Raw genomic sequence first — 20389 nt, forward strand, 5'->3', positions numbered from 1 at the left:
ATCCGGAACAGCAAAATATTCCGGCGATTTTTCACTTCCGGGTCAAAATTTATAAGAGATCGTAAGGTAGAACGAACGCGGATAAGCATAGGTATAGCGCGTGGCGTGGGGTGCGAAATAGAGGGCGTCGCCCGAACGGATACGCCGGACGCGCAGCGACTCGTAACCGCTGTAAACCGTATCGGCATCGCCCAGCAGGTTGCGCAGCATGAGCGAAGCAGTCAGCCGCGAACGGCCGAAATAGAAGGATTTGAAAAGCGAGGCGTCGAACGTGAAGGCGTCGCCGAGGCGCTCCTGGTGCGTGAAGGCATCGAACATCTCCCGCGTGATGCCGCCCTGCCGCGCGATGCGTGCCGTACGGCGCAGGGGCACAGGCTCGACGTAACGCAGCCCCGCATATCCCGCCGAGGCGCGGAAACCCCATCCCCGGGGGCCGAAATATGAGAGTTCGGCGCAAGCCGTAAGCTGGGGTGCGGCACCGAGCGTACAACCGCCCATGTGGCTTTCGGCACGGGTGTCGACGGCCGAATTGTCGACGTCGGAGATGACCGTGACGCGCGGGTTGCGGATATATTTGTACCGCCCGCCCGAAGCGGCGAGCGAAAGGCTCCAGCGGTATGCCAGGCGGAGGTCGGCAGCGGCCTCCACGCCGCAGGCCATGCGTCCGATGCCCGTAACGGCCATGTCGCTGTAAACACCCGCCATGTCGTCGTAATAACGGCGGGACTGGATGCCGTCGAGCGTGGCGACGGCGAAGGCCGTAATGCGGAGCGAAAGCCGTTCGCCGGTACGGGTGAAATTGAGCTCGGCGGCGTAGAAACGCCCGGCAGCGGGGTCGTCGACCGTACGGTTGTTATACAACGGCTGGTAGAACAGGTCGGCGGCATCGGGCACCGCAGCCCCGGCTGCGGCCGATGCTTCGAGGTAGCTGCGGGGCGAGAAAGCCCACCCCACCAGTGCCTTGACCGTATAGGGCGTAAACCCCATCCGCCGCGAGCGCCCGAGGGACTGTGTCCCGGGGAAGAGCTCTTTCTCATAATACCCGCGGCGCAGCACGACGGCATCGCCCAGCGCGAGGGCGACGTCGGCACGAAGGCGGTCGGAACGGTACTCGGCCGACAGGCGGACGGTGGCCTCGCGCGTCGAGAGCGCATAGTCGTAGCCGAAACGGTCGCCCTCGCGGACGGTGCGGCCGGGATGGCGCAGGTCGTTTTGCAGGAGGTTGCCGTAGGTGTCGTCGTCCACGAGGTACTGGTCGATGTCGGTGATATGATCCGCCCCCAGCAGGTCGCGCATCTGTTTGTAGCTGCGCGTGCGGACATGGCGGTAGGAAAAGCCGTAGCGGAGCGTCAGCCGCTCGTCCGGCGCGGTCGTAAAGAGGGCGTCGAAACCGAGGTTGCGGATACGTTCGGCGCGGTCTTCGAGCGTATAGACGGCATGTCCGCCCGCCATGCGGTTGCGGGCGATCAGCTCGTCCCAGCAGACCTGCGTATAGCGCGCGTCGTTCGACCGCCATGCCAGTTCGGTTTCCCGGTCGCCCGTATAGCCGGGCAGGTAACGGTAATTGTCGGGCATGGGCGTACGGGCGTCGTACCACCCCAGGGCGCTGTATTTCCGCACCCCGTATTCGGCCCCGGCAGCCATGTCGAGCCAGGTCGCGGGCGACAGCCGCACGCAGTACGTAGCGGCGGCCAGCGGCACGAACTCGCGCCGCACGCGCGAATTGCGGACTTTGCCGTCCTGGAAACCCCAGGCCGGATTGTAGAGGTTGTCGCCCGTAAGGCGGAAAGCCTCTTCGACCGAAGAAAGGCGTGTGCCCCGTACCAACGGCGGGACAATGAGGAGGAATCCCAGCGTATGGCCCTCGCCCAAATGCCTGGCGGCACGGAATCCCGCCGTCAGGGCATTCGTGAAGACGCCTTCGACGTGCATGTCGCGCCCCGTGCGGGCCTCAACGGCGGCAGCGACATCCCAGCCCCGTCCCGCAGGCCGCGCATAGGCGAGTTTCGCCCCGGCCAGGTAGTTGCGGTCGGTGAAACTGACGGAGGCATGGCAGGAGGGTTCGGCCAGCGCCCCGGGGAACCGGAAGGTACGCACGCCGCCGGCACCGCCGATGGCCTCGGGCAATGCCGCGATCCCGGCACGGCGCTCTTCCCGAGCCCCGAGCAGCCGCAGCGAACCGAAATAGCGGGACGAAATCCCCAACCCGGAAAAGGAGGCCGCCTCCGAGGAGTAATGCTGCCCGCGGCGGCCGAGCGCGATGTAGGGCAGATTGAAGGCCGAAATGCTGCCGTAGAGGTCGGGCATGGTCTGGATTGCCCGGTAGAAAAGCGAGGAGTCGGTAAGCACGATGGGCGTACGCTGCTCATAACCCGTGCCATAGGGATAGTATTCGTCGTCGGGGAGCTGGGCCGCAGCTCCGCACACGACGAACAGGAAAACCACGGTAAGAGCGTATTTGCGGAGCATGCACAGGGACTTTTCAGAATACAAATATAACTATTTTAACCATGTTTTAATATCAACATTAAAAACTGCCGGAGTGCGCCGGCTGCAACGGTTATAACGGCCGAAGATTTTTTACATTTTCCGGAAACAGCCAATCTACTGATTTACATGACATTAATCCGAATTACACACGGGGGGGGGCGAATGCCGTCCGCAAATTTGGAAAATCGGAAAACAAGCCCCATATTTGTGAAACCTCAAAGTGTCCTGACATGCAAAAAGCCCTCGCTCTCCTGCTGTCGGCAGTCATGCTGCTGTGTCTGCATCCGGCTGCCGCGCAACAACCCAACACCCTGACCGGGACGGTCACCGATTCGGCTTCCGGCAAAGCCGTCGGCTATGCCACCGTCTCGCTCCAGCGCGACTCGGCCACGGTCGTGAACGCCGTAGCCGCCGATACCGACGGCCGCTTCTCGCTCAAAGCCCCCGAAACGGGCGACTACCAGCTCTGCATCACGATGGTAGGCTACACGCCCTACAAACAGGCCGTGGAAGTGCCCGCATCGGGCAAGGCGCTCGGCAAGATCGCCATCACGCAGGGTGTCGAGGTCGGCGACGTGGTGATCGAAGTCCAGAAACCGCTCGTAATGGCCGACGCCGAGAAGACCACCTACTCGGTCGAGGACGACCCGCAGGCTTCGACGAGCACACTCGACGAAATCATCCGCAAGGTTCCGCAGCTCTCGCTCGACGGCGACGGCAACGTCCTGCTCAACGGACAGAGCAATTACAAGATATTGCTCAACGGGCGCAATTCGGCAACGATGAGCAACAATTTCAAGGATGTGATCCAGAGCATGCCCGCCTCGCAGATCAGCCGCATAGAGGTCATCACCAACCCCTCGACCAAGTACGAAGCCGAAGGCGTGGGCGGCATCATCAACCTCATCACCCAACGCAAGAAGCAGTTCCACGGATACAACGGCAGCGTCGGCGCGAGCGTCACGGTGTTGGAGAACCCGGCCTACAACGGCAACGCCAGCCTCTCGATCCAGGCCGGGAAGTTCGCGGCGAGCATCATGGGCTATGCAGGCTACTACGACGGGGGCCGTACCCCCTCGGAATCGGAGTCGTGGCAGGAAAATTACGACTCGGAGAACCGCTACAACCGCAGTTACTCCGAAAACAAGGGCAGCTCGCGTTACGGCAACGTCGGACTGGACATGAGCTACCAGCCCGACACGCTCAACCTGATCACGCTCAACGGATGGCTGTGGCTCGGCCGCAGCCGCTACAAATCGCTGGGCACGAACGCGATCCTCGACCCCGAGATGAACCCGCTGCTGGAATACGGCAGCCGCAGCATCCAGAAATGGAACTACATGGGCGGCAGCGTCTCGCTCAATTACGAACACACCTTCGGCAAGGAGGGGCACACGCTGACCATATCGGATGAAGTCGAGATCGACCCGGACAAAGGCCATACAGACCGGATATACAACGACGGATACAATTACAGGGCGTTGCAGGATGCGGACAACCGCATGACGGGCAACACCGTGCAGGTAGACTACGCCAACCCGCTGTCGGAGCACCACAAGATCGAGGCGGGGCTGAAACACATCTACCGCAACAGCACCTCCGACACCGACAACAAGCAGAGCGACGAATACGGCACATTCCCGATTGAAAAAATAAAATTCACGGGCATGGATTACCGCCAGCACGTGCTGGGCATCTACGCCGGATACGGATTCACCTACACCAAATGGTCGGGACGCCTCGGTGCGCGCATGGAACGGACATGGAACGACGCCGACGTGGAGGAGACCGCCAAAGGCACCTACTCGTTTTCGAACCGCCAGTTCAACGTGGTGCCCTACCTGAGCCTGACATTCATCCCCAAGGTGAGCCACAACATTTCGCTCTCCTACACGCAGCGGCTCCAGCGCCCGGGCATCTACATGCTTTCGCCGGCCGAGGACGACACCGACCCCACGCGGCTGTCGTACGGCAACCCGGGGTTGGAAGCGGCCGTATACCACACGATCAACCTCCAGTACGGCCACTATGCCGCAAAATGGAGCATGACCTTCGCACTCAACACGTTCCTGTCGAACAACAACATGTCGTCGTACTCCTTCTCGGACGGGGACGGCATCACGAACACCACCTACAGCAACGACGTCCGTTCGCGCAGCTACGGATTCAACGGTTCGTTCTCGTACCGCCCGTCGGAGAAGGTCAACCTCTCGCTGAGCTACAACGGCAGGTATTCGCAGAACGATTTCGACGCCATGGACATCCACACCGACCAGTTCACGTTCAGCCAGAACCTCAACCTCGACTTCGCACTCTGGAAGGAGGCGCGGCTTATGCTGGGTGAGAATTATTCGACGGGGTATGCGTGGCTCGGCGGCAAATCGGAAAGCTACTACTATTATTACATGGGCATCAAACAGCAGTTCCTCAAGAAGAAGCTCGACCTGAGCATCATGTGCAACAACCCCTTCGAGAAATACCGCAGGAACAGGAACACCTCGGACACGCCGACCTTCGGCGGCTGGAGCGAATACAGGTATGCGTGCCGCAGCCTCTATTTCCGCGTCAGCTACCGCTTCGGCAAACAGAACGTCGGGGTGAAACGCACTGCCAAGTCGATCCGCAACGACGACATGAGCAGCGGCGCACAGGGCGGTGGCGGCGGAAGCACCGGCGGCGCTCAGGGCGGAGGAGGGATGTAATCCCCCGCCGGCGATCCTGCCCGATACGCCGGGCGCCGGCATCACCGCGTGGGCCATCATCGCAGGAGTCATCGCGGAAATCATTCCAGGAATCATCGCGGAAATCATCGCGGCATTTACGCGGCCGTCTTTCCCCTGCTGCAAGGGACGACGCATACGGCTTCCGGGCGCGGCATCCATATCGACGAAAAGGAGCTGCCGAACAAGCAGCCAGAAACAGAAATCACCCCTGCCGGAGTTTGTTCCGGCGGGGGTGAAATCGTAAAATCGGACTTGCCGGACAGCCCCTCTGTTATTTGCAGCCTGCCGTGCAGCGCCCTGCCGGGAACACCCGGAGCGGTCATCGGTTACCCGATCCATGCGGATGGGGGCCCGGATCATCGACCGCATGGATTTCATAGCCCGGCAAAAATATGAATAAAATGATTGTTTAATTCATATTTTTTAATTACATTGTGAACAATATAAAACACATGCTTCACAATCCTTTCATTAATCCTTTAAATTTACCGCCATGAAAAAACTTTTTTTACTCCGGAAAAGCCTGTTCATAGCTTTTGCGGCAGCGACCTGCGGACTCTTTTCTATAATAGGATGTGCAGCGCAAAAACCGGCAGCCGGACGGCAAGGCGAAGCGGCCGGAGGGGAGATCCGCCACGCACAAGCGTCGAAGGCACTGGAAGAGGGGCGGTTCGTGATCGAGGCGAATGAATTTTACCTCCCGGAGAACAAATCCCCGGTCAAGTCATCCACGGGCAACTACATATCCATGGAGGGCAAACGGGGCGTTATCAGTTTCACCCCCGACCTCTTCCCGAAAACACCGCTGGGCAACCTGACCATAACGGACGACTCGGCGGAAATAACGCTGGAAAAGCGGAAAAAGAACGGAGACATGCAGTTCTGCATGAGAATGACCGGGCCGGCGAATTCCCAGGACAGGAAGGTAATAATAACGCTGTACAAGGACACGGACAAATGCCATGTACAGGTTTCGAACGAACTTCTGGCATATCCCGTGGTCAAGTTCACGGGAGTGGTAAGGCCAGCGGGAGAATAACCGCGGCACCACCCGCAACGGCAACGGCCCCGCAAAGACGGGGCCGTTATCGTGAACCGTGCATCCGTGGCGGGATTTGCCGCGTTCGCAGGCGGGTCAGACGGTCTTGAGCACTTCGAGCAGCAAATCCCAGAACTTGGGAACCGTGGCGATTTCGAGCCTCTCGTCGGGCGAATGCACGCCGCGCAACGTCGGGCCGAAGGAAACCATCTCCAGTTCGGGGTATTTCTCGAGGAACAGGCCGCATTCCAATCCGGCATGGATCGCACGCACCTTGGGCTCCGCACCGAACAGGCGTTCGTAGGCGCCGACGGTCTTTTCGAGCAGTACGGACTGCGGGTTGGGCGCCCAGCCCGGATAACCGTCGGAATGGGCGACGTCGGCACCGGCCAGGGCGAATACCGATTCGACCATCTGCATGACATAGGTCTTGGCGCTCTCGACCGACGACCGCTGCGACGAGGTGACGACGATGCGGTCGTCGCCCTCGAATTTCACCGAAGCGAGGTTGGTCGAAGTCTCGACCAGCCCCGGCATGGCGAACGACATGGCGATCACGCCGTTGGGAACGCCCACCAGCGAGTAGACCAGCCCGAACTGCGTCCGGGCATCGAGCACCTGGTCGACCTCGGGCATCTCGTTGAGCGTAATCTTGAAATTGGGCTCGCGGAAGCGGAATTCGGCTTTCAGGTCAGCGGCAAAGAGGTCGTAGCGTTTGACGAACTCGGACTTGAACCGTGTCGGGACGCCGAAGATGGCGTACGCCTCGCGCGGGATCGCATTGCGCAGGTTGCCGCCGTTGAAATAGCTCAGCTTCAGTTCGAACGACTGCATGCCGTCCCACAAGAGGCGTGCGACGGTCTTGTTGGAATTGACGCGTCCCTTGTCGATGTCATCGCCCGAGTGCCCGCCCTGCAGGTCGGAGACGTCGACGCGGAAGAAGGAGTAGTTCTTCGGCGCCTCCTCCATCGCATACCGGAACGTGGCGATGGTGTCGATGCCGCCGGCACAGCCGATGAAGATCTCGCCCTCGTCCTCCGAGTCGAGGTTGATGAGGTATTTGCCCGTGAGCATCTCCTCGCCCAGTTCGAAAGCCCCCGTAAGGCCGGTCTCCTCGTCGACCGTAAAGAGCGCCTCGACGGGCCCGTGCTGCACCGCGGGGTCGATCAGGACGGCCAGTGCGGCAGCCATGCCGATGCCGCAGTCGGCACCCAGCGTCGTACCTTCGGCCCTGACCCACCCGCCGTCGATGTGCGTGCGGATCGGGTCGTTGTCAAAATCGAACTCCACGTCGGAGTTCTTCTCGCAGACCATGTCCATGTGGGACTGGAGGATAACCGCCGGGCGCTCCTCGAAGCCCGGCGTGGCGGGTTTGCGCATCACCACGTTGCCGATGGCATCCTTCTTATACTCGATGTTGTGCTTCCGGGCGAAATCGACCAGGAATTCGATGATCTTGCCCTCCTTCTTCGAGGGGCGCGGAACCTGTGTGATGGCATCGAACTGCTCCCACACGATCCGGGGTTCAAGGTTTACTATTTCAGACATAATCTCCTAATATAATTTACAGGCACATCGTCGGGTTGCCGCCGGCTGTAACACCGGGCGCACGCCCCTCGATTTCCGCCCATTCCATGACAATATTTATAACGGCAGAAAGACGCTTCGAAGATGGGGTATCTGCAAGAATTCTTCCGGCCGAAGATTTTCAAATACAAATATAACAAAAACAGCGTAATTCACGGTATCCCGCGTCCGGTTTTTTGCATTTCCGGCTGGCTGCGACGGCCGAAATTTGCTTTTGCACTCCGCTTCCACTATCTTTACGGGAAAATACGGAACTCTATGACGGATTTCAGGATAGGACACGGATACGACGTACACGCGCTGGCCGACGGGCTGCCCCTGGTGCTGGGCGGGATCGAAATTCCGCACATGAAAGGATTCGTGGCACATTCGGACGGCGACGTGGCGATACACGCCGTATGCGACGCACTGCTGGGCGCCGCAGCGCTGGGCGACATCGGGATGCACTTCCCCGACACGTCGGACGACTTCAAGGGCATCGACTCGAAAATACTGCTCCGAAGGGTTGCGGCGCTGCTGCGCGAAAAAGGATATGAGATCGGGAATGTCGATTGTACGATCCGGATGCAACGGCCCAAATTGCGGCCGCATATCGACGCCATGCGCACCGCGATGGCCGGTGCAATGGGCGTAGGCGATGACCGGGTATCGGTCAAAGCTACGACCACAGAGCATCTCGGTTTCGAGGGGCGCGAAGAGGGGGTTTCCGTCTCCGCCGTGGCACTGATATACAAAATGCAGGCCAAACCGGGATCGGGGAGCCAAGGTTTTTCCGATCCGCAGGCAGCCCGTTAAACCGACAACCCGGAGTTAAGATGAGAAAAGAACTGATGACCCTGGCCTGCGTACTGGCCGCAGCCGGGAGTGCGGCACAGAATGCCGACGAATTCCGCAACCCGCCCGCAGCGTACCGCCCCGTGCCGCTCTGGTTCTGGAACAACACCCCGATCGAACGGACGGAGGCCGCGGAACAATTCCGCACTTTCACGCAACGCGACGGGTACGGCGGATGCGCCATCCTCCCGTTCGGCGGGCATTTCGCACCGGAATACCTCTCGGACGAGTATTTCGCACTTTACGGGGAGATCGTCCGCGAAGCCCGCGAGGCGGGGCTCGTCCTGTCGCTCTACGACGAGTACGGGTTCCCGAGCGGCAGCATGGGCGCCATCAACGGCGACGGCACGCCGCGCTTCATGCAGCGTCATCCGGAGGCGACGATAAAACGGCTCGACAAATTCGAATACCCGCTGGCGGCAGGCACGGAGTGCGACATAGAACTGCCGCGCGATGGGCGCCTGATGGCGCTCGTGGCGATGGACAGCCTCACGCGGGAGGTACGCCCCCTGTCCGGACGCATTTCCGGCGGGCGCATACGCTGGACACCGCCCCAGGGGGCATGGAAACTGCTCTGCTTCATGTGCGTAAAGGACGGCGACCCGAATGTGGACTACCTCGACCCGGATGCAGTACAGCTCTTCGTGGAGGATACCCACCAGCGTTATTACGACCGGTTCCCGGAGGCGTTCGGAGAGGTCATTACCGAAACATTCTGCGACGAACCGACACTCTACCGGGCACAGGGGCGTATCTGGACGGAGCGCTTCAACGAGCGTTTCGAAGCCGCACACGGGTTTTCACCCGAAGCGCTCTACCCCGCCCTGTGGTACGACACAGGCCCCGGGACTGCCGCCGCTCGCAACTACCTGTTCGGGTTCCGGGCGCGGCTCTATGCCGAAGGGTTCATGAAGACGATCCACGACTGGGCGGCAGCGCACGGCATACGCTCCACCGGACACCAGGATCAGGAGGAGGTGCTCAACCCCGTAAGCGTCGCGGGCGACCTGATGCTCTGCGGCAAGTACATGGACGTGCCCGGCATCGACAAAATCGGCGGCGACCGCCCCGCGGAACTTTTCTACAAGGTGGTATCCTCATCGGCAGCCAACTGGGACAAGCAGCTGGTCATGTCGGAAACATTCGGGGCGATGGGCAACATCCCCGTCCGGGAACTCTATACCATCGCAATGGAGCAATATACCAAAGGCATCAACCAGCTTATCCCCCATGCCGTATGGTATAACGACGCAGACGTGACGTTCCTGCCCGAACTCTCCTACCGCAACCTGCTCTATAACGAGGCGCTGCCCGCATTCAACCGCTTCCTCGCCCGGCTGAACTACCTGTTGCAGCCCGAGGGGCGCACGGTGGCGGACATAGCCATGCTCTACCCCATCGAGACGTTGCAGGCGGGGCATTACCTCGACGGCCCGGAGGGTTATTACGCCGGGGGCGTGAAGCTTCCCGGCACGGATTACATCCGCGTGGCGGCGATGCTCAGCGACACGCTCGCACGCGATTTCACCTACCTGCATCCCGAGGTACTGGCGCGTTGCCCCGCAGGCAGGGGGATGCTCCACCTCGACAACAAGGTCAACCACCAGCACTACCGGGTGCTGATCCTGCCCGGCGTGAAATGTATCTCGCCGGAGTGCCTCCGTACCGTGGAACGGTTCCGCCGTGCCGGGGGACGGGTGATCTTCACCACGGCGCTGCCCGAAACATCCACCCGCTTCGAGGTACCGGCAACGCAGGTCGCAGCCCGCGTGCAGGAGATGCTCACGGCACGTAAAAACCCGGCGTTATTCCTGCCCGAACCCGACACGGAATCGTTGCGCAAAGCATTGGAGGCTGATTTCATACCGGACGTCTCGGTTTCCGGTGCTCCCGGCCTGCGTTACATCCACCGGATATGCGGCGGCCGCCATATCTACTATTTCGCCAATATCGACACCGAAACGGCCGAAGCCGGGATCCTGCTACGCGACGCCGTAAAACTGCGCAGTTTCGACCCGCATACGGGCGACAACGCCCCGTTCGCCGCCGAGGTATCGGCGCAGGGGACGCGGCTGCAACTGACGCTTCCGGGAGCCCGGTCGCTGTTCCTCGTATCGGAGTAGCCGCGGGGAAGGCGCAAAAAAGCCCGCAATGCGGGCCTCACGGAAAAGCAGGGCTCGCGGAAACGGGATGGCACCCGCCCAAGCAGGAAGTTAGCCAGGCAGGAAGTGCGCCGGACAGGAAGTGTGCCGAAAGCGGGAGTCACTTCGGAATTCCGGACGGCGGGAACCCGGCGCACGGGAACCATGGAAAACAGAAATTACGGCCGGCACCTATGGAGGTGCCGGCCGTTCGGTTTGCCGCCCGCGAAGAAGCCGCCGCTCAGTCCAGCCGCCGGAACTTGGGGTCGCCGATCCGTTTGTCCCAGAGCCATCCGACATAGCGCATGACAAGGTCGGGAGCCGCCAGCGTCAGCACCGTTTCGCCGGTGGCGGTCGAAACCTCGAAACCGGCATGGTAGGCCGTATCGCCGTCGGCAAAACCGAAGGAGATACGCCAGCCCCACGCCAGGCGCTCGGCCCGGTAATCGGACAGGGACGGCGAGTCGAAATTGAGCACGTAGAGATACTGCGTGATGCCGCGCTCGGTCGGCAGGTGCACCCCGACGTGGTCGATGAACATCCCGAAGAAGTAATAATCGGTATAGATGCTGCGGATCATGCCGCCCGGCACCTCCTGCATACTGTTGGGGAAAAACAGGTAGTCGCGCGACTGTACCAGCGAGTCGATCTTCTGCGCATAGAGCTTCGCCCGGTAGGCACGGCGTTCGGGCCGCGTCATGCCGCGCGTGGACTCCTCGTAGACGGTCGTATGCTCGACGACCTGCACAGGGGGCTGCTGGACAGGCACCACGGTCGTCTGGGGCACGCTGTCGACGGCGGAAGTGCCCAGCGTGAACTGGGGCTGCGCGGACTGCGCCACAGCACCCGACGCCCCGAAAACAAGGGCGCAGAGGCACAGCATCCGGAGCGCCGCCCGCCCCGCAGGAGCAAAAGCCCCCGCCGGGGCGGGGGCTCGCAGTTCGGGAAGGATTTGCGTTGCGGCATCCCGCCGCGACGGGAAGGACGGGAAGGGGGCGCCGCATCCCGTCCGGCGATACATCCCGGAACTCATGGTCAATAGAGCTGTGAAATGGTACCCGAGTACTCCACGGGGTTATACCACGGGTTGGTGATGGTCAGGTTGGCACCGCCCGTACGGGAGAAGATCTCGAAGGTGAAGGTATAGGTCGACGCCGAGAAAAGCGAGGTGGAGAAGGTTACCATCCAGCCCTCGTGGGTCTGCTCGGTGGTATAGCCCTGCACGCTGGGAACCGTGTAGTTGATGATGGTCGTGTAATAAGGCGGCACATAGCCCTTGACGTAAGGCAGGCAGATGTCGATCGTGCCGTCCCAGACGCCCACGTTGAAGGCCGGGTTGATGATCTGGCGCATGGGGCCGGCCGGCTGCCGCTGCATGGTCTGGGGGTTGAACTGGAAGTTACGCGAAAGGATGACCGAATCCATCGTTTTCTCGAAATCTGCGATACGTTCCGCACGTCTCTTCTCACGCACCTCGCGGCGTTCTTCCTTGGGCGACAGAATCTTTTTCTGTCCGATCACGGTGGCGCAGACTGCGCACAGCAGCACGCTCACGACGATAATGACTGTTTTTTTCATAGCACATAAAAGGTTTATACGGCCATGAAAAATGCAAATACGGTGCCTAACTGCCTAAAGTCGTGACTAAAGACCCAGTTTTTTCAGAAATTCGCCCGTATAGCTGCGTGGGGCGCAGGCTATTTCGTGCGGAGTGCCCGCCGCGACGATCTCGCCGCCGGCCGCCCCGCCTTCGGGGCCGATGTCGATGATGTAGTCGGCGACCTTGATTACGTCGAGGTTGTGTTCGATGACGATGACCGTATTGCCGCGGTCGACGAGTTTGTTCAGCACGTCGAGCAGCAGGCGGATGTCCTCGAAATGAAGCCCCGTCGTAGGTTCGTCGAGGATGTAGAGCGTACGCCCCGTATCGCGCTTGGACAGTTCGGAGGAGAGCTTGATACGCTGGCTCTCGCCGCCCGAGAGCGTCGTACAGGGCTGTCCGAGCGTAAGGTAGCCGAGGCCGACCTCCTGGATGGCACGGAGTTTCTGGTGGATGGCAGGGATATTCTCGAAGAACTCCACGGCCATGTTGACCGTCATGTTCAGCACGTCGTCGATATTCTTGCCTTTGTATTTCACTTCGAGCGTCTCGCGGTTGTAACGGTGTCCCCCGCACGCCTTGCAACGCACGTAGACGTCGGGCAGGAAATTCATCTCGATGGTCTGGACGCCCGCGCCGCGGCACTCCTCGCAGCGGCCGCCCTTGACGTTGAACGAGAAGCGCCCCGCCTTGAAGCCGCGGATCTGGGCATCGGGCGTCATTTCGAACAGTTTGCGGATGTCGGAAAAAACGTTCGAATAGGTCGCCGGGTTGCTGCGCGGCGTACGGCCGATGGGCGACTGGTCGACGACGACCAGTTTGTCGATATGTCCGATGCCTTCGACGCTGTCGTATTCGAGCGGCTGCCCGAAGGAGCGGTAGAGCTCCTTCGAAAGGATCGGGCGCAGCGTCTCGTTGACGAGCGTCGACTTGCCGGAACCGCTGACGCCCGTCACGCAGATGAACTTGCCGAGCGGGAATTCGGCCGTGACGTTCTTGAGGTTGTTGCCCCGCGCCCCGCGGATCACGATGCACTGCCCCGTGCCTTTGCGGAGCGTTTCGGGAATCCCGATACGGCGGCGTCCGGTGAGGTAGTCGGCCGTGATGGAATCGGAACGCAGGATGTCGTCGATCGTACCCGCGGCCATGATATGCCCGCCCTTGCGCCCCGCACGGGGGCCGACGTCGACGATGAAGTCGGCGGCACGCATCATGTCCTCGTCGTGTTCGACGACGATCACCGAGTTGCCGGCATCGCGCAACTCCTCCAGGCTGCGGATCAGGCGCCGGTTGTCGCGCTGGTGCAGGCCGATCGAGGGCTCGTCGAGGATATAAAGCACGTTGACCAGCTTCGAGCCGATCTGCGTGGCGAGGCGAATACGCTGGCTCTCGCCGCCCGAGAGCGAACGCGACGAACGCGACAGCGACAGGTAGCCCAACCCCACGTCCATCAGGAAGCGCAGGCGCTCGCGGATCTCCTTGACGACCTCCTGTGCGATCTTCCACTCCTTGTCGTCCATATAATCCTCGATGTGCGCCACCCATTCCGAAAATTCGGAGATCGACATGGCCGACACGTCGGCGATGCTCTTGCCGCCGATGCGGAACTGGAGCGCCTCCTTCTTGAGGCGCGAACCGCCGCAGACCGAACATTTGCGGTAGACGAGGAACTGCTCGCGCCATTTCTGGCCGCGTTTGGAGTCCTCGTCTTCGGTACGGCCTATATATTCGGCGACGCCCTCCCACGAGACGAGGTGGTTGCCGCCCGAAGAACTGAACTCCGAAAGGTTGATGGTCAACGGCTCGGAATCGCCGTACAACACCGCATTCAGCCCCGGCTCGGGCAGCGACCCGACGGGGTCGTCGAGCGTGAAATCGTAACGCCGCCCCAGCATTTCGAGAATGGCGAAAAGCATGTTGTTGCGGTATTTGCCCAGCGGTTCGACGGCGCCCTCGCGCAGCGAAAGCCCCATGTCGGGAATGATCTTCCCGACGTCGAAGACGGCTTCCTCGCCCAGCCCGTTGCAATGCGGGCAGGCGCCCTGGGGCGAGTTGAACGAAAAGGTATGCGGCGCGGGGTCTTCGAACGCGATGCCCGTCGAGGGGCACATCAGGTGGCGGGAGTAGAAGCGCTGCTGTTCGGTACCGTAGTCGTAGACGGCCATCGTACCCTTGCCCTGGCGCAGAGACTCCCTGAGCGAGGTCATCACCCGGTCGCGGGCCTCCTCGCCGACGACCAGGCGGTCGACCACCAGGTCGATGGTGTGTATCTTGTAACGGTCGAGGCGCATGCCGGCCGAAATCTCGCGGATCTCGCCGTCGATACGGGCATAGATATACCCCTTTTTGGCCAGCGACTCGAACAGTTCGCGGTAATGCCCCTTGCGGCCTTTGACGATGGGAGCCATCAGGGCGATCTTGCGCCCCGTGAAGCCCGTCATGATGAGCCCGGCGATCTGCTCGTCGGTATAATGCACCATCTCCTCGCCCGTGACGGGTGAATAGGCGCGCGACGCGCGCGCGTACAGCAGACGCAGGAAATCGTTGATCTCGGTCACGGTACCCACCGTGGAACGGGGATTTTTGTTGGTGGTCTTCTGCTCGATGGCGACCACGGGGCTCAGGCCCGTAATCTTGTCGACATCGGGACGCTCCATCGTCCCCACGAACTGGCGGGCATAGGTAGAAAGCGTCTCCATGTAGCGGCGCTGTCCCTCGGCATAGATCGTGTCGAACGCCAGGGACGACTTACCCGAACCGGAAAGGCCGGTTATGACTACCAGTTTACGGCGCGGGATCTCCAGATCGACGTTTTTCAGGTTGTGAACCCGGGCTCCCAGTATTTTGATCGTGTCTTCTTTCATCATCGTAGTCAAACGTACCGGAAGCTCCGTTTAGTGTGCGGGCTCTCCGGCGCGAATATCGTACAAAGATAGCGCATACCGGGGGCAATACCAAATTTTTCGGAAATCAGAATTCCAGTTCGAAGCCGTCGGCATCCATCCACGCCGGGAACTCCTCCCTGAAAGCCGCCTGCGCCTCGGAGTCGAATTCGGCGACGAGGGTCTGCTCCCGCTCACCGGCATCGGCCAGCGTGGCGCCACGGAAGTCGACGAGCGCCGAATCGCCCGCATAGGAGGCATCGGGATCCGTGCCCACGCGGTTTACGCCTGCCAGGTAGCACTGGTTTTCGATGGCCCGCGCCCGCAGCAGCGTACGCCACACCTCGCGGCGGTCGTCCGCCCACGAGGCGCTGCACAGGATGGCATCGTAATCGCCCCGGTTGCGGCTCCACACCGGGAAGCGCAGATCGTAGCAGATCAGCAGCAGGAACCGGAACCCCATATATTCCACCACCACGCGGCGGTTTCCCGGAGTATAGTCGCGCGCTTCGCCGCCGGGACGAAACAGGTGCCGCTTGTCGTACCAGGCAACCCCGCCCGAAGGCTTCACGAAAAACATCCGGTTGCGGAACTCCCCGTTTTCGGCGATGACGACGCTGCCCACGACGGCTTTGCCGTATTGTGCCGCCCAGCGCCGCATGGTCGTAGCGACAAGCCCGTCGGCAGGCTCGGCGACACGGGCGGGGCGCAGTTTGAACCCCGTGGCGAACATTTCGGGCAGCACGGCAATATCGGCATCGGCCGCCGCGACGATAGGCTCCAGACGTTCCAGGTTCCGGGCGGTATGTTCCCACTCCATGTCGACCTGGCAGACAGCAACACGTATTTTCATAGAAAAACTCCGTTTTGTAAACAAATATATAAAATTTTCTTACAGATCGCACCTGCGGGAATAAAAAACATGGAGGTTTGTAAGGCAGGGCGGCAACAAAGGGAACCGGGCATACAAAACGGACACACAGGGCGGCACCCTTGCGGCAGTGCATCCGGTTCGGCGATGAAAAGCAATGCGGGAAACAGGGCGCAGGCAGCCGGGGGCAACCGGCCGAAGCGGACGGCCTTGAGGACGACCTGTCCAGACAACCTATCCAAACAATCTGCCCAGACAACCTATCCAAACGACCGGACGCAACCGGGCAAACGGACTTACACTGACGACCGGACGCGGGTTGTCAACAGGACAATAGCGGACAGGCAAAACGACCGGACGGAGACAGGCACGGGCGGCCGACGCCAACCTGCGCGCCTCAATGCGCCCCCAACCGCCACACCGTGACCGAGGAGGCATTGTCGCGCTGGTGCAGCAGCGAAATCCGGCAGGGCACGAAATCCGAAGCCCGGCAGTTCCAGACGTCGACGAACTGCTGGGGATTGCGTTCGGCAAGCGGGAACCAGGTGCTTTGTACCTGCACCATGATGCGGTGTCCGGCACGGAACGTATGGGCGATGTCCGTCATCCGGAAAGGCACCCGCGCCGGGACACCGGGCGTAAACGCCTCGGGGCGCGAGAAACTGCGGCGGTAGCGGCCGCGCATGACGTCGCCCCGCACGAGCATCCGGTAGCCCGGCAGCGGATCGTCCTCGGGGAAAAGGTCGATCAGCTTGACCACGAAATCGGCATCGGTCGTCGAAAGCATCACCTCCAGGTCGGCATCGACCGGGCCGACGAAGGTCATATCCTCTTCGAGGGGCTCCGAAACGAACGTCAGTACGTCGGGCCGCCCGGACAGGAAACGCTGGTCGGCGACCATATACTCTTTGGGACGGCGCAGGCCGGAAGCCTCGTAGTAAGGCACGGGATCGGAAGGATCGGAGACATAGGTACTTGCGGATATTTTGGCCGTCGGGCGCCGGGTATCGAGGATACCGCCGTCGGCGAGGTACAACGTCAGTTTCCAGGCTCCGCGCGGCAGAGAGCGGCCGAAAGTATGCCAGCGGTTGTCCCCCGAGGAAAAGACCGCAGCGGCCGGCAGCGGAGCCGCTTCGTCCGTATTGCCTTCGCGGAGGTAGTGGTCGAAGAACGGCACCTCGAAATGCTCCATATAATATTCCCACGAGGCATCGTCGCCGAAATCGAACGCCCCGAGCGTCCGGCCGCCGTTACGCCACGCCCCGTGCGCCCACGGGCCCACGACCAGGTGACACGGTGTCGAAGGGCTCTGCCGGATCAGGGCCCGGTAGAGGTTCCACGCCCCGAAGCAGTCCTCGGCATCGAACGTCCCGCCGACGACGAGCACCGCGGGCCGGACATTGTAACAGGCACGGCGCAGGTCGCGTTCCTGCCACCACGCGTCGTAATCGGGATGCGCGGCCATCTCCTCCCAGAAGGGGTTGGGTTTCAGCAGAGCGGTAAGCTCCGCAAGCGTCGTATGCTCCAGGAAGAACGTCCGCTCGTCGGGCTGGGTCTGCCGGGACATGGAGGGCATTTTCGCGGCCGGAACACGTCCGGGAGGGGTATTCATGCCACTCAGGAAGCGGTAGGAGTCAGTGAGCATCAGCACCCCGTTGTGATGCACGTCGTCACCCATGAACCAATCGGTGACGGGAGCCTGCGGAGAGACGGCCTTCACGGCGGGATGGCCGCAAAGGCCGCCCATCATGGCGTAGAACCCCGGATAGGAACACCCGGCGAAACCCACCCGGCCGTTGTTGTGCGGGATGTGCCTGACCAGCCAGTCGACCGTGTCGTAGCTGTCGGTCGTCTCGTCGGTCTCACCGCTGCCGGCAGGCCGGACATGCTCGAAGTCGCCTTCGCTCATATAACGCCCCCGGACATCCTGCATGACGATGATATAGCCGCGGTCGACGTAGCTGCGCAGATAGCCCTTCCCGAACCCCTGCGGGAAACGTCCGGCGCCATAGGGCCCGCAGCCGTAAGGCGTGCGAAAAATGATGACGGGGGCTTTGCCGGGCGCCTTGGGCGTATAGACCGCCGTGTAGAGGGCTACGCTGTCGCGCATGGCGATGCGGTACTCGGCCTTGTCGTACAGTTCGGCGACGGGCTGCCCGGCACAGGCCGCAACTGCGGCGAGCAGGCCGGTCAACAGGAGCGCGAAAAATCCACGGATTTTCATGGCAGGAAGGTTAAGGTTCGTTTTCGAAAGTTACGCTTTTTTCCGCAAACGCCCAAAAGCCGGCACGAACGGGGACTACGGATCGGTGCTGCCCGATCCCTCTGACTCCCGGAAAGGGATGCGGCCGCTCCCGCACCGCGGAACTTGGCCGGGAAAGTTGCAATCCCGCAAAAATAAACGTACTTTTGCAGGCGGTCAATTCCGCAAAAACGATATGCTCAGAGCAGGACGCACCCAGAAACTCACCGTAAGCCGTGTTTCGGAATACGGATTATACCTCACCGACGAGGAGCAGAACGAGGTTCTGCTGCCCAACCGTTATATCTCCCTCGCCGACAAACCCGGCGACGTAAAGGAGGTTTTCGTCTACCACGATTCGGAAGACCGCCTCGTGGCGACTACCGAAACGCCGCTGCTCCGGGTCGGGGAGGCGGGTTACCTGCGCGTGGTGGACAAGACCGTGCACGGGGCATTCCTCGACTGGGGACTGCATGGCAAAGACCTCTTCCTGCCCAACCGCAACCAGCAGGGCGGCATCCTCGCGGGACGGAGCTACATCGTATACCTCTATGAAGACAGCATCACGGGGCGCTGCGTGGCGACCACCAAGCTCAAGGGCTTCATCAACAACGACCTGATCACGGTGGAACCGCGCCAGGAGGTAGACCTGCTGGTCGCCTCGGAAAGCCCGATCGGTTACCGCGTGATCGTCAACAACCGCCATTGGGGCATGCTATACCGCAACCAGGTATTCCGCCCCGTAGCCATCGGCGACCGCATGAAGGGATACGTCCGCAAAATCACCGAGGACAACCGTATCGACGTGAGCCTCCAACAGGAAGGATATGCGCAGGTCAAGGATTCGGCAGAGGTTTTGCTGCAACTGGTGATCGACAACGGCGGGCACCTGCCGCTCAACGACGACAGTTCCCCGGAGGAGGTGAACCGCCTTACGGAAATGAGCAAAAAGGTCTTCAAACGCTCGCTGGGCGTGCTGATGAAACGCGGCGCGGTCGAAGTGGGCGAAGACGGGATAAAAGTCAAACGGCAATAATGGGTAAGATAAACACGGCGGAACGGGTTTCGCGCGAAATGTCCGACAATTTCGTCTTCCAGCGGTCGCTGCTGGCCTACCATGCCGCGGCGCAGCGCATCGGCGGCGACGTATTGGAGATCGGCACGGGAGCGGGTTACGGCATCGAGGTGGTGGCTCCCCATGCACGGAGTTTCATCACGGTAGACAAATTCGCCCCGGCAGCGGAGCTGGCACGGCATCCGCATGTCGAATTCCACCAGGCCGTAGTGCCGCCGCTGGCATTCGCAGCCAACAGTTTCGATTTCGTGATCTCGTTCCAGGTGATCGAGCATGTGAAGCAGGACATCGAGTTGGTGCGCGAAGTGAAACGGGTACTGAAACCGGGAGGCAAGTTCATCGTGACGACCCCCAATGCACCGATGTCGCTCACCCGCAACCCGTGGCACGTACGGGAATATACGGCAGAACAGCTGCAAATCCTGCTGGGGCATGAATTCCGGTCGGTCGAAACCCTCGGGGTCGCAGGCAACGGGAAAGTCATGGAGTACTACGAGCAGAACCGCCGCAGCGTGGCACGCATCACGCGCTTCGACATCCTGGATCTCCAGCACCGCCTGCCCCGCCGCCTGCTCCAGCTACCCTACGACATCCTGAACCGGATCAACCGCCGGAAGCTGCTGAAAGCAAATACCGACCTCACCTCCTCGATCCGTATGGAGGATTACCGCATCTGCCCGGTGTCGGACGACTGTTTCGACCTGTTTTACGTGGCCGAAAAATAGCCGCTGAGCACCCTCGGATTACAATCGGTTTACTATAAAAAAGAGCAAGCAGCCCCGCATGGGACAGCCGTTTTCAAAACAGGCAAAGGGTAATATAATGCAAATATCACATTAATAGATATTTAGCATTATATATTCAGAGGTTCAAATGCGGTAATCCCGCATCGAAAGGCAAAGTTC

13 protein-coding genes are annotated in these 20389 nt (G+C 61.0%); 6 read left to right on the forward strand and 7 right to left on the reverse strand.

Going from position 1 to position 20389, the window contains the following annotated elements; all coding sequences use genetic code 11:
- Positions 1 to 42: 42 nt before the first annotated feature.
- Complete coding sequence (locus tag NQ559_RS00470) at positions 43 to 2469, reverse strand: TonB-dependent receptor (RefSeq protein ID WP_018695451.1); 2427 nt, start codon at positions 2467 to 2469, stop codon at positions 43 to 45.
- 251 nt (positions 2470 to 2720) lie between these two features.
- Here NQ559_RS00470 and NQ559_RS00475 point away from each other — a divergent pair, with 251 nt between their 5' ends.
- Together NQ559_RS00475 and NQ559_RS00480 are read left to right on the forward strand one after the other, a co-directional pair.
- Positions 2721 to 5192, forward strand: a complete 2472-nt coding sequence (locus tag NQ559_RS00475) for an outer membrane beta-barrel protein (RefSeq protein ID WP_018695450.1) — start codon at positions 2721 to 2723, stop codon at positions 5190 to 5192.
- Positions 5193 to 5706: 514 nt separating this feature from the next.
- Entirely contained in the window at positions 5707 to 6252 is a 546-nt protein-coding gene (locus tag NQ559_RS00480; RefSeq protein WP_018695449.1) for a DUF4251 domain-containing protein, read from the forward strand.
- Positions 6253 to 6348: 96 nt separating this feature from the next.
- Here NQ559_RS00480 and NQ559_RS00485 read toward each other — a convergent pair whose 3' ends face one another.
- Complete coding sequence (locus NQ559_RS00485) at positions 6349 to 7800, reverse strand: aminoacyl-histidine dipeptidase (RefSeq protein ID WP_026318290.1); 1452 nt, start codon at positions 7798 to 7800, stop codon at positions 6349 to 6351.
- Between the two features lie 297 nt (positions 7801 to 8097).
- Here NQ559_RS00485 and ispF point away from each other — a divergent pair, with 297 nt between their 5' ends.
- On the forward strand, positions 8098 to 8634 hold the full coding sequence (gene ispF / locus NQ559_RS00490) for a 2-C-methyl-D-erythritol 2,4-cyclodiphosphate synthase (protein WP_051087676.1): 537 nt from the start codon (positions 8098 to 8100) through the stop codon (positions 8632 to 8634).
- 20 nt (positions 8635 to 8654) lie between these two features.
- On the forward strand, positions 8655 to 10796 hold the full coding sequence (locus tag NQ559_RS00495) for a glycosyl hydrolase (protein WP_051087673.1): 2142 nt from the start codon (positions 8655 to 8657) through the stop codon (positions 10794 to 10796).
- A gap of 259 nt (positions 10797 to 11055) precedes the next feature.
- Here the strand turns inward: NQ559_RS00495 and NQ559_RS00500 are convergent, their stop codons facing one another.
- The 5 genes from NQ559_RS00500 to NQ559_RS00520 all read right to left on the reverse strand — a co-directional run bounded on the left by NQ559_RS00500 (position 11056) and on the right by NQ559_RS00520 (position 18391).
- Complete coding sequence (locus NQ559_RS00500; protein ID WP_244061855.1) at positions 11056 to 11847, reverse strand: hypothetical protein; 792 nt, start codon at positions 11845 to 11847, stop codon at positions 11056 to 11058.
- A 2-nt stretch (positions 11848 to 11849) separates the two neighbouring features.
- A complete protein-coding gene (locus tag NQ559_RS00505; RefSeq protein WP_018695444.1) occupies positions 11850 to 12392 on the reverse strand; it encodes a DUF4251 domain-containing protein in 543 nt (180 codons plus the stop codon).
- Between the two features lie 66 nt (positions 12393 to 12458).
- Positions 12459 to 15281 carry an excinuclease ABC subunit UvrA gene (uvrA, locus tag NQ559_RS00510; RefSeq protein ID WP_018695443.1) on the reverse strand — a complete coding sequence of 941 codons (2823 nt, stop codon included), beginning with the start codon at positions 15279 to 15281 and terminating at the stop codon, positions 12459 to 12461.
- 103 nt (positions 15282 to 15384) lie between these two features.
- Complete coding sequence (locus NQ559_RS00515) at positions 15385 to 16149, reverse strand: nitrilase-related carbon-nitrogen hydrolase (protein ID WP_018695442.1); 765 nt, start codon at positions 16147 to 16149, stop codon at positions 15385 to 15387.
- A gap of 415 nt (positions 16150 to 16564) precedes the next feature.
- Positions 16565 to 18391 carry a CocE/NonD family hydrolase gene (locus NQ559_RS00520; protein WP_018695441.1) on the reverse strand — a complete coding sequence of 609 codons (1827 nt, stop codon included), beginning with the start codon at positions 18389 to 18391 and terminating at the stop codon, positions 16565 to 16567.
- A 214-nt stretch (positions 18392 to 18605) separates the two neighbouring features.
- Between NQ559_RS00520 and NQ559_RS00525 the strand changes: the two genes are divergently transcribed.
- Both NQ559_RS00525 and NQ559_RS00530 read left to right on the forward strand, forming a co-directional pair.
- On the forward strand, positions 18606 to 19445 hold the full coding sequence (locus tag NQ559_RS00525; protein ID WP_026318288.1) for a CvfB family protein: 840 nt from the start codon (positions 18606 to 18608) through the stop codon (positions 19443 to 19445).
- Positions 19445 to 20209 (forward strand): class I SAM-dependent methyltransferase, encoded by a 765-nt coding sequence (locus NQ559_RS00530; RefSeq protein ID WP_018695439.1) that lies wholly within the window; start codon positions 19445 to 19447, stop codon positions 20207 to 20209. The genes NQ559_RS00525 and NQ559_RS00530 overlap by 1 nt, the downstream gene beginning before the upstream one ends.
- Positions 20210 to 20389 lie beyond the last annotated feature (180 nt).

The sequence above is a fragment of the Alistipes onderdonkii genome, assembly GCF_025145285.1.
Taxonomy (GTDB): Bacteria; Bacteroidota; Bacteroidia; order Bacteroidales; family Rikenellaceae; genus Alistipes; species Alistipes onderdonkii.

What these genes read in the sequence shown, in the direction of transcription:
- NQ559_RS00470 (WP_018695451.1), bottom strand. Translation starts at nt 2,469, where the DNA reads ATGCTCCGCAAATACGCTCTTACCGTGGTTTTCCTGTTCGTCGTGTGC.
- NQ559_RS00475 (WP_018695450.1), top strand. Translation starts at nt 2,721, where the DNA reads ATGCAAAAAGCCCTCGCTCTCCTGCTGTCGGCAGTCATGCTGCTGTGT.
- NQ559_RS00480 (WP_018695449.1), top strand. Translation starts at nt 5,707, where the DNA reads ATGAAAAAACTTTTTTTACTCCGGAAAAGCCTGTTCATAGCTTTTGCG.
- NQ559_RS00485 (WP_026318290.1), bottom strand. Translation starts at nt 7,800, where the DNA reads ATGTCTGAAATAGTAAACCTTGAACCCCGGATCGTGTGGGAGCAGTTC.
- ispF (WP_051087676.1), top strand. Translation starts at nt 8,098, where the DNA reads ATGACGGATTTCAGGATAGGACACGGATACGACGTACACGCGCTGGCC.
- NQ559_RS00495 (WP_051087673.1), top strand. Translation starts at nt 8,655, where the DNA reads ATGAGAAAAGAACTGATGACCCTGGCCTGCGTACTGGCCGCAGCCGGG.
- NQ559_RS00500 (WP_244061855.1), bottom strand. Translation starts at nt 11,847, where the DNA reads ATGAGTTCCGGGATGTATCGCCGGACGGGATGCGGCGCCCCCTTCCCG.
- NQ559_RS00505 (WP_018695444.1), bottom strand. Translation starts at nt 12,392, where the DNA reads ATGAAAAAAACAGTCATTATCGTCGTGAGCGTGCTGCTGTGCGCAGTC.
- uvrA (WP_018695443.1), bottom strand. Translation starts at nt 15,281, where the DNA reads ATGATGAAAGAAGACACGATCAAAATACTGGGAGCCCGGGTTCACAAC.
- NQ559_RS00515 (WP_018695442.1), bottom strand. Translation starts at nt 16,149, where the DNA reads ATGAAAATACGTGTTGCTGTCTGCCAGGTCGACATGGAGTGGGAACAT.
- NQ559_RS00520 (WP_018695441.1), bottom strand. Translation starts at nt 18,391, where the DNA reads ATGAAAATCCGTGGATTTTTCGCGCTCCTGTTGACCGGCCTGCTCGCC.
- NQ559_RS00525 (WP_026318288.1), top strand. Translation starts at nt 18,606, where the DNA reads ATGCTCAGAGCAGGACGCACCCAGAAACTCACCGTAAGCCGTGTTTCG.
- NQ559_RS00530 (WP_018695439.1), top strand. Translation starts at nt 19,445, where the DNA reads ATGGGTAAGATAAACACGGCGGAACGGGTTTCGCGCGAAATGTCCGAC.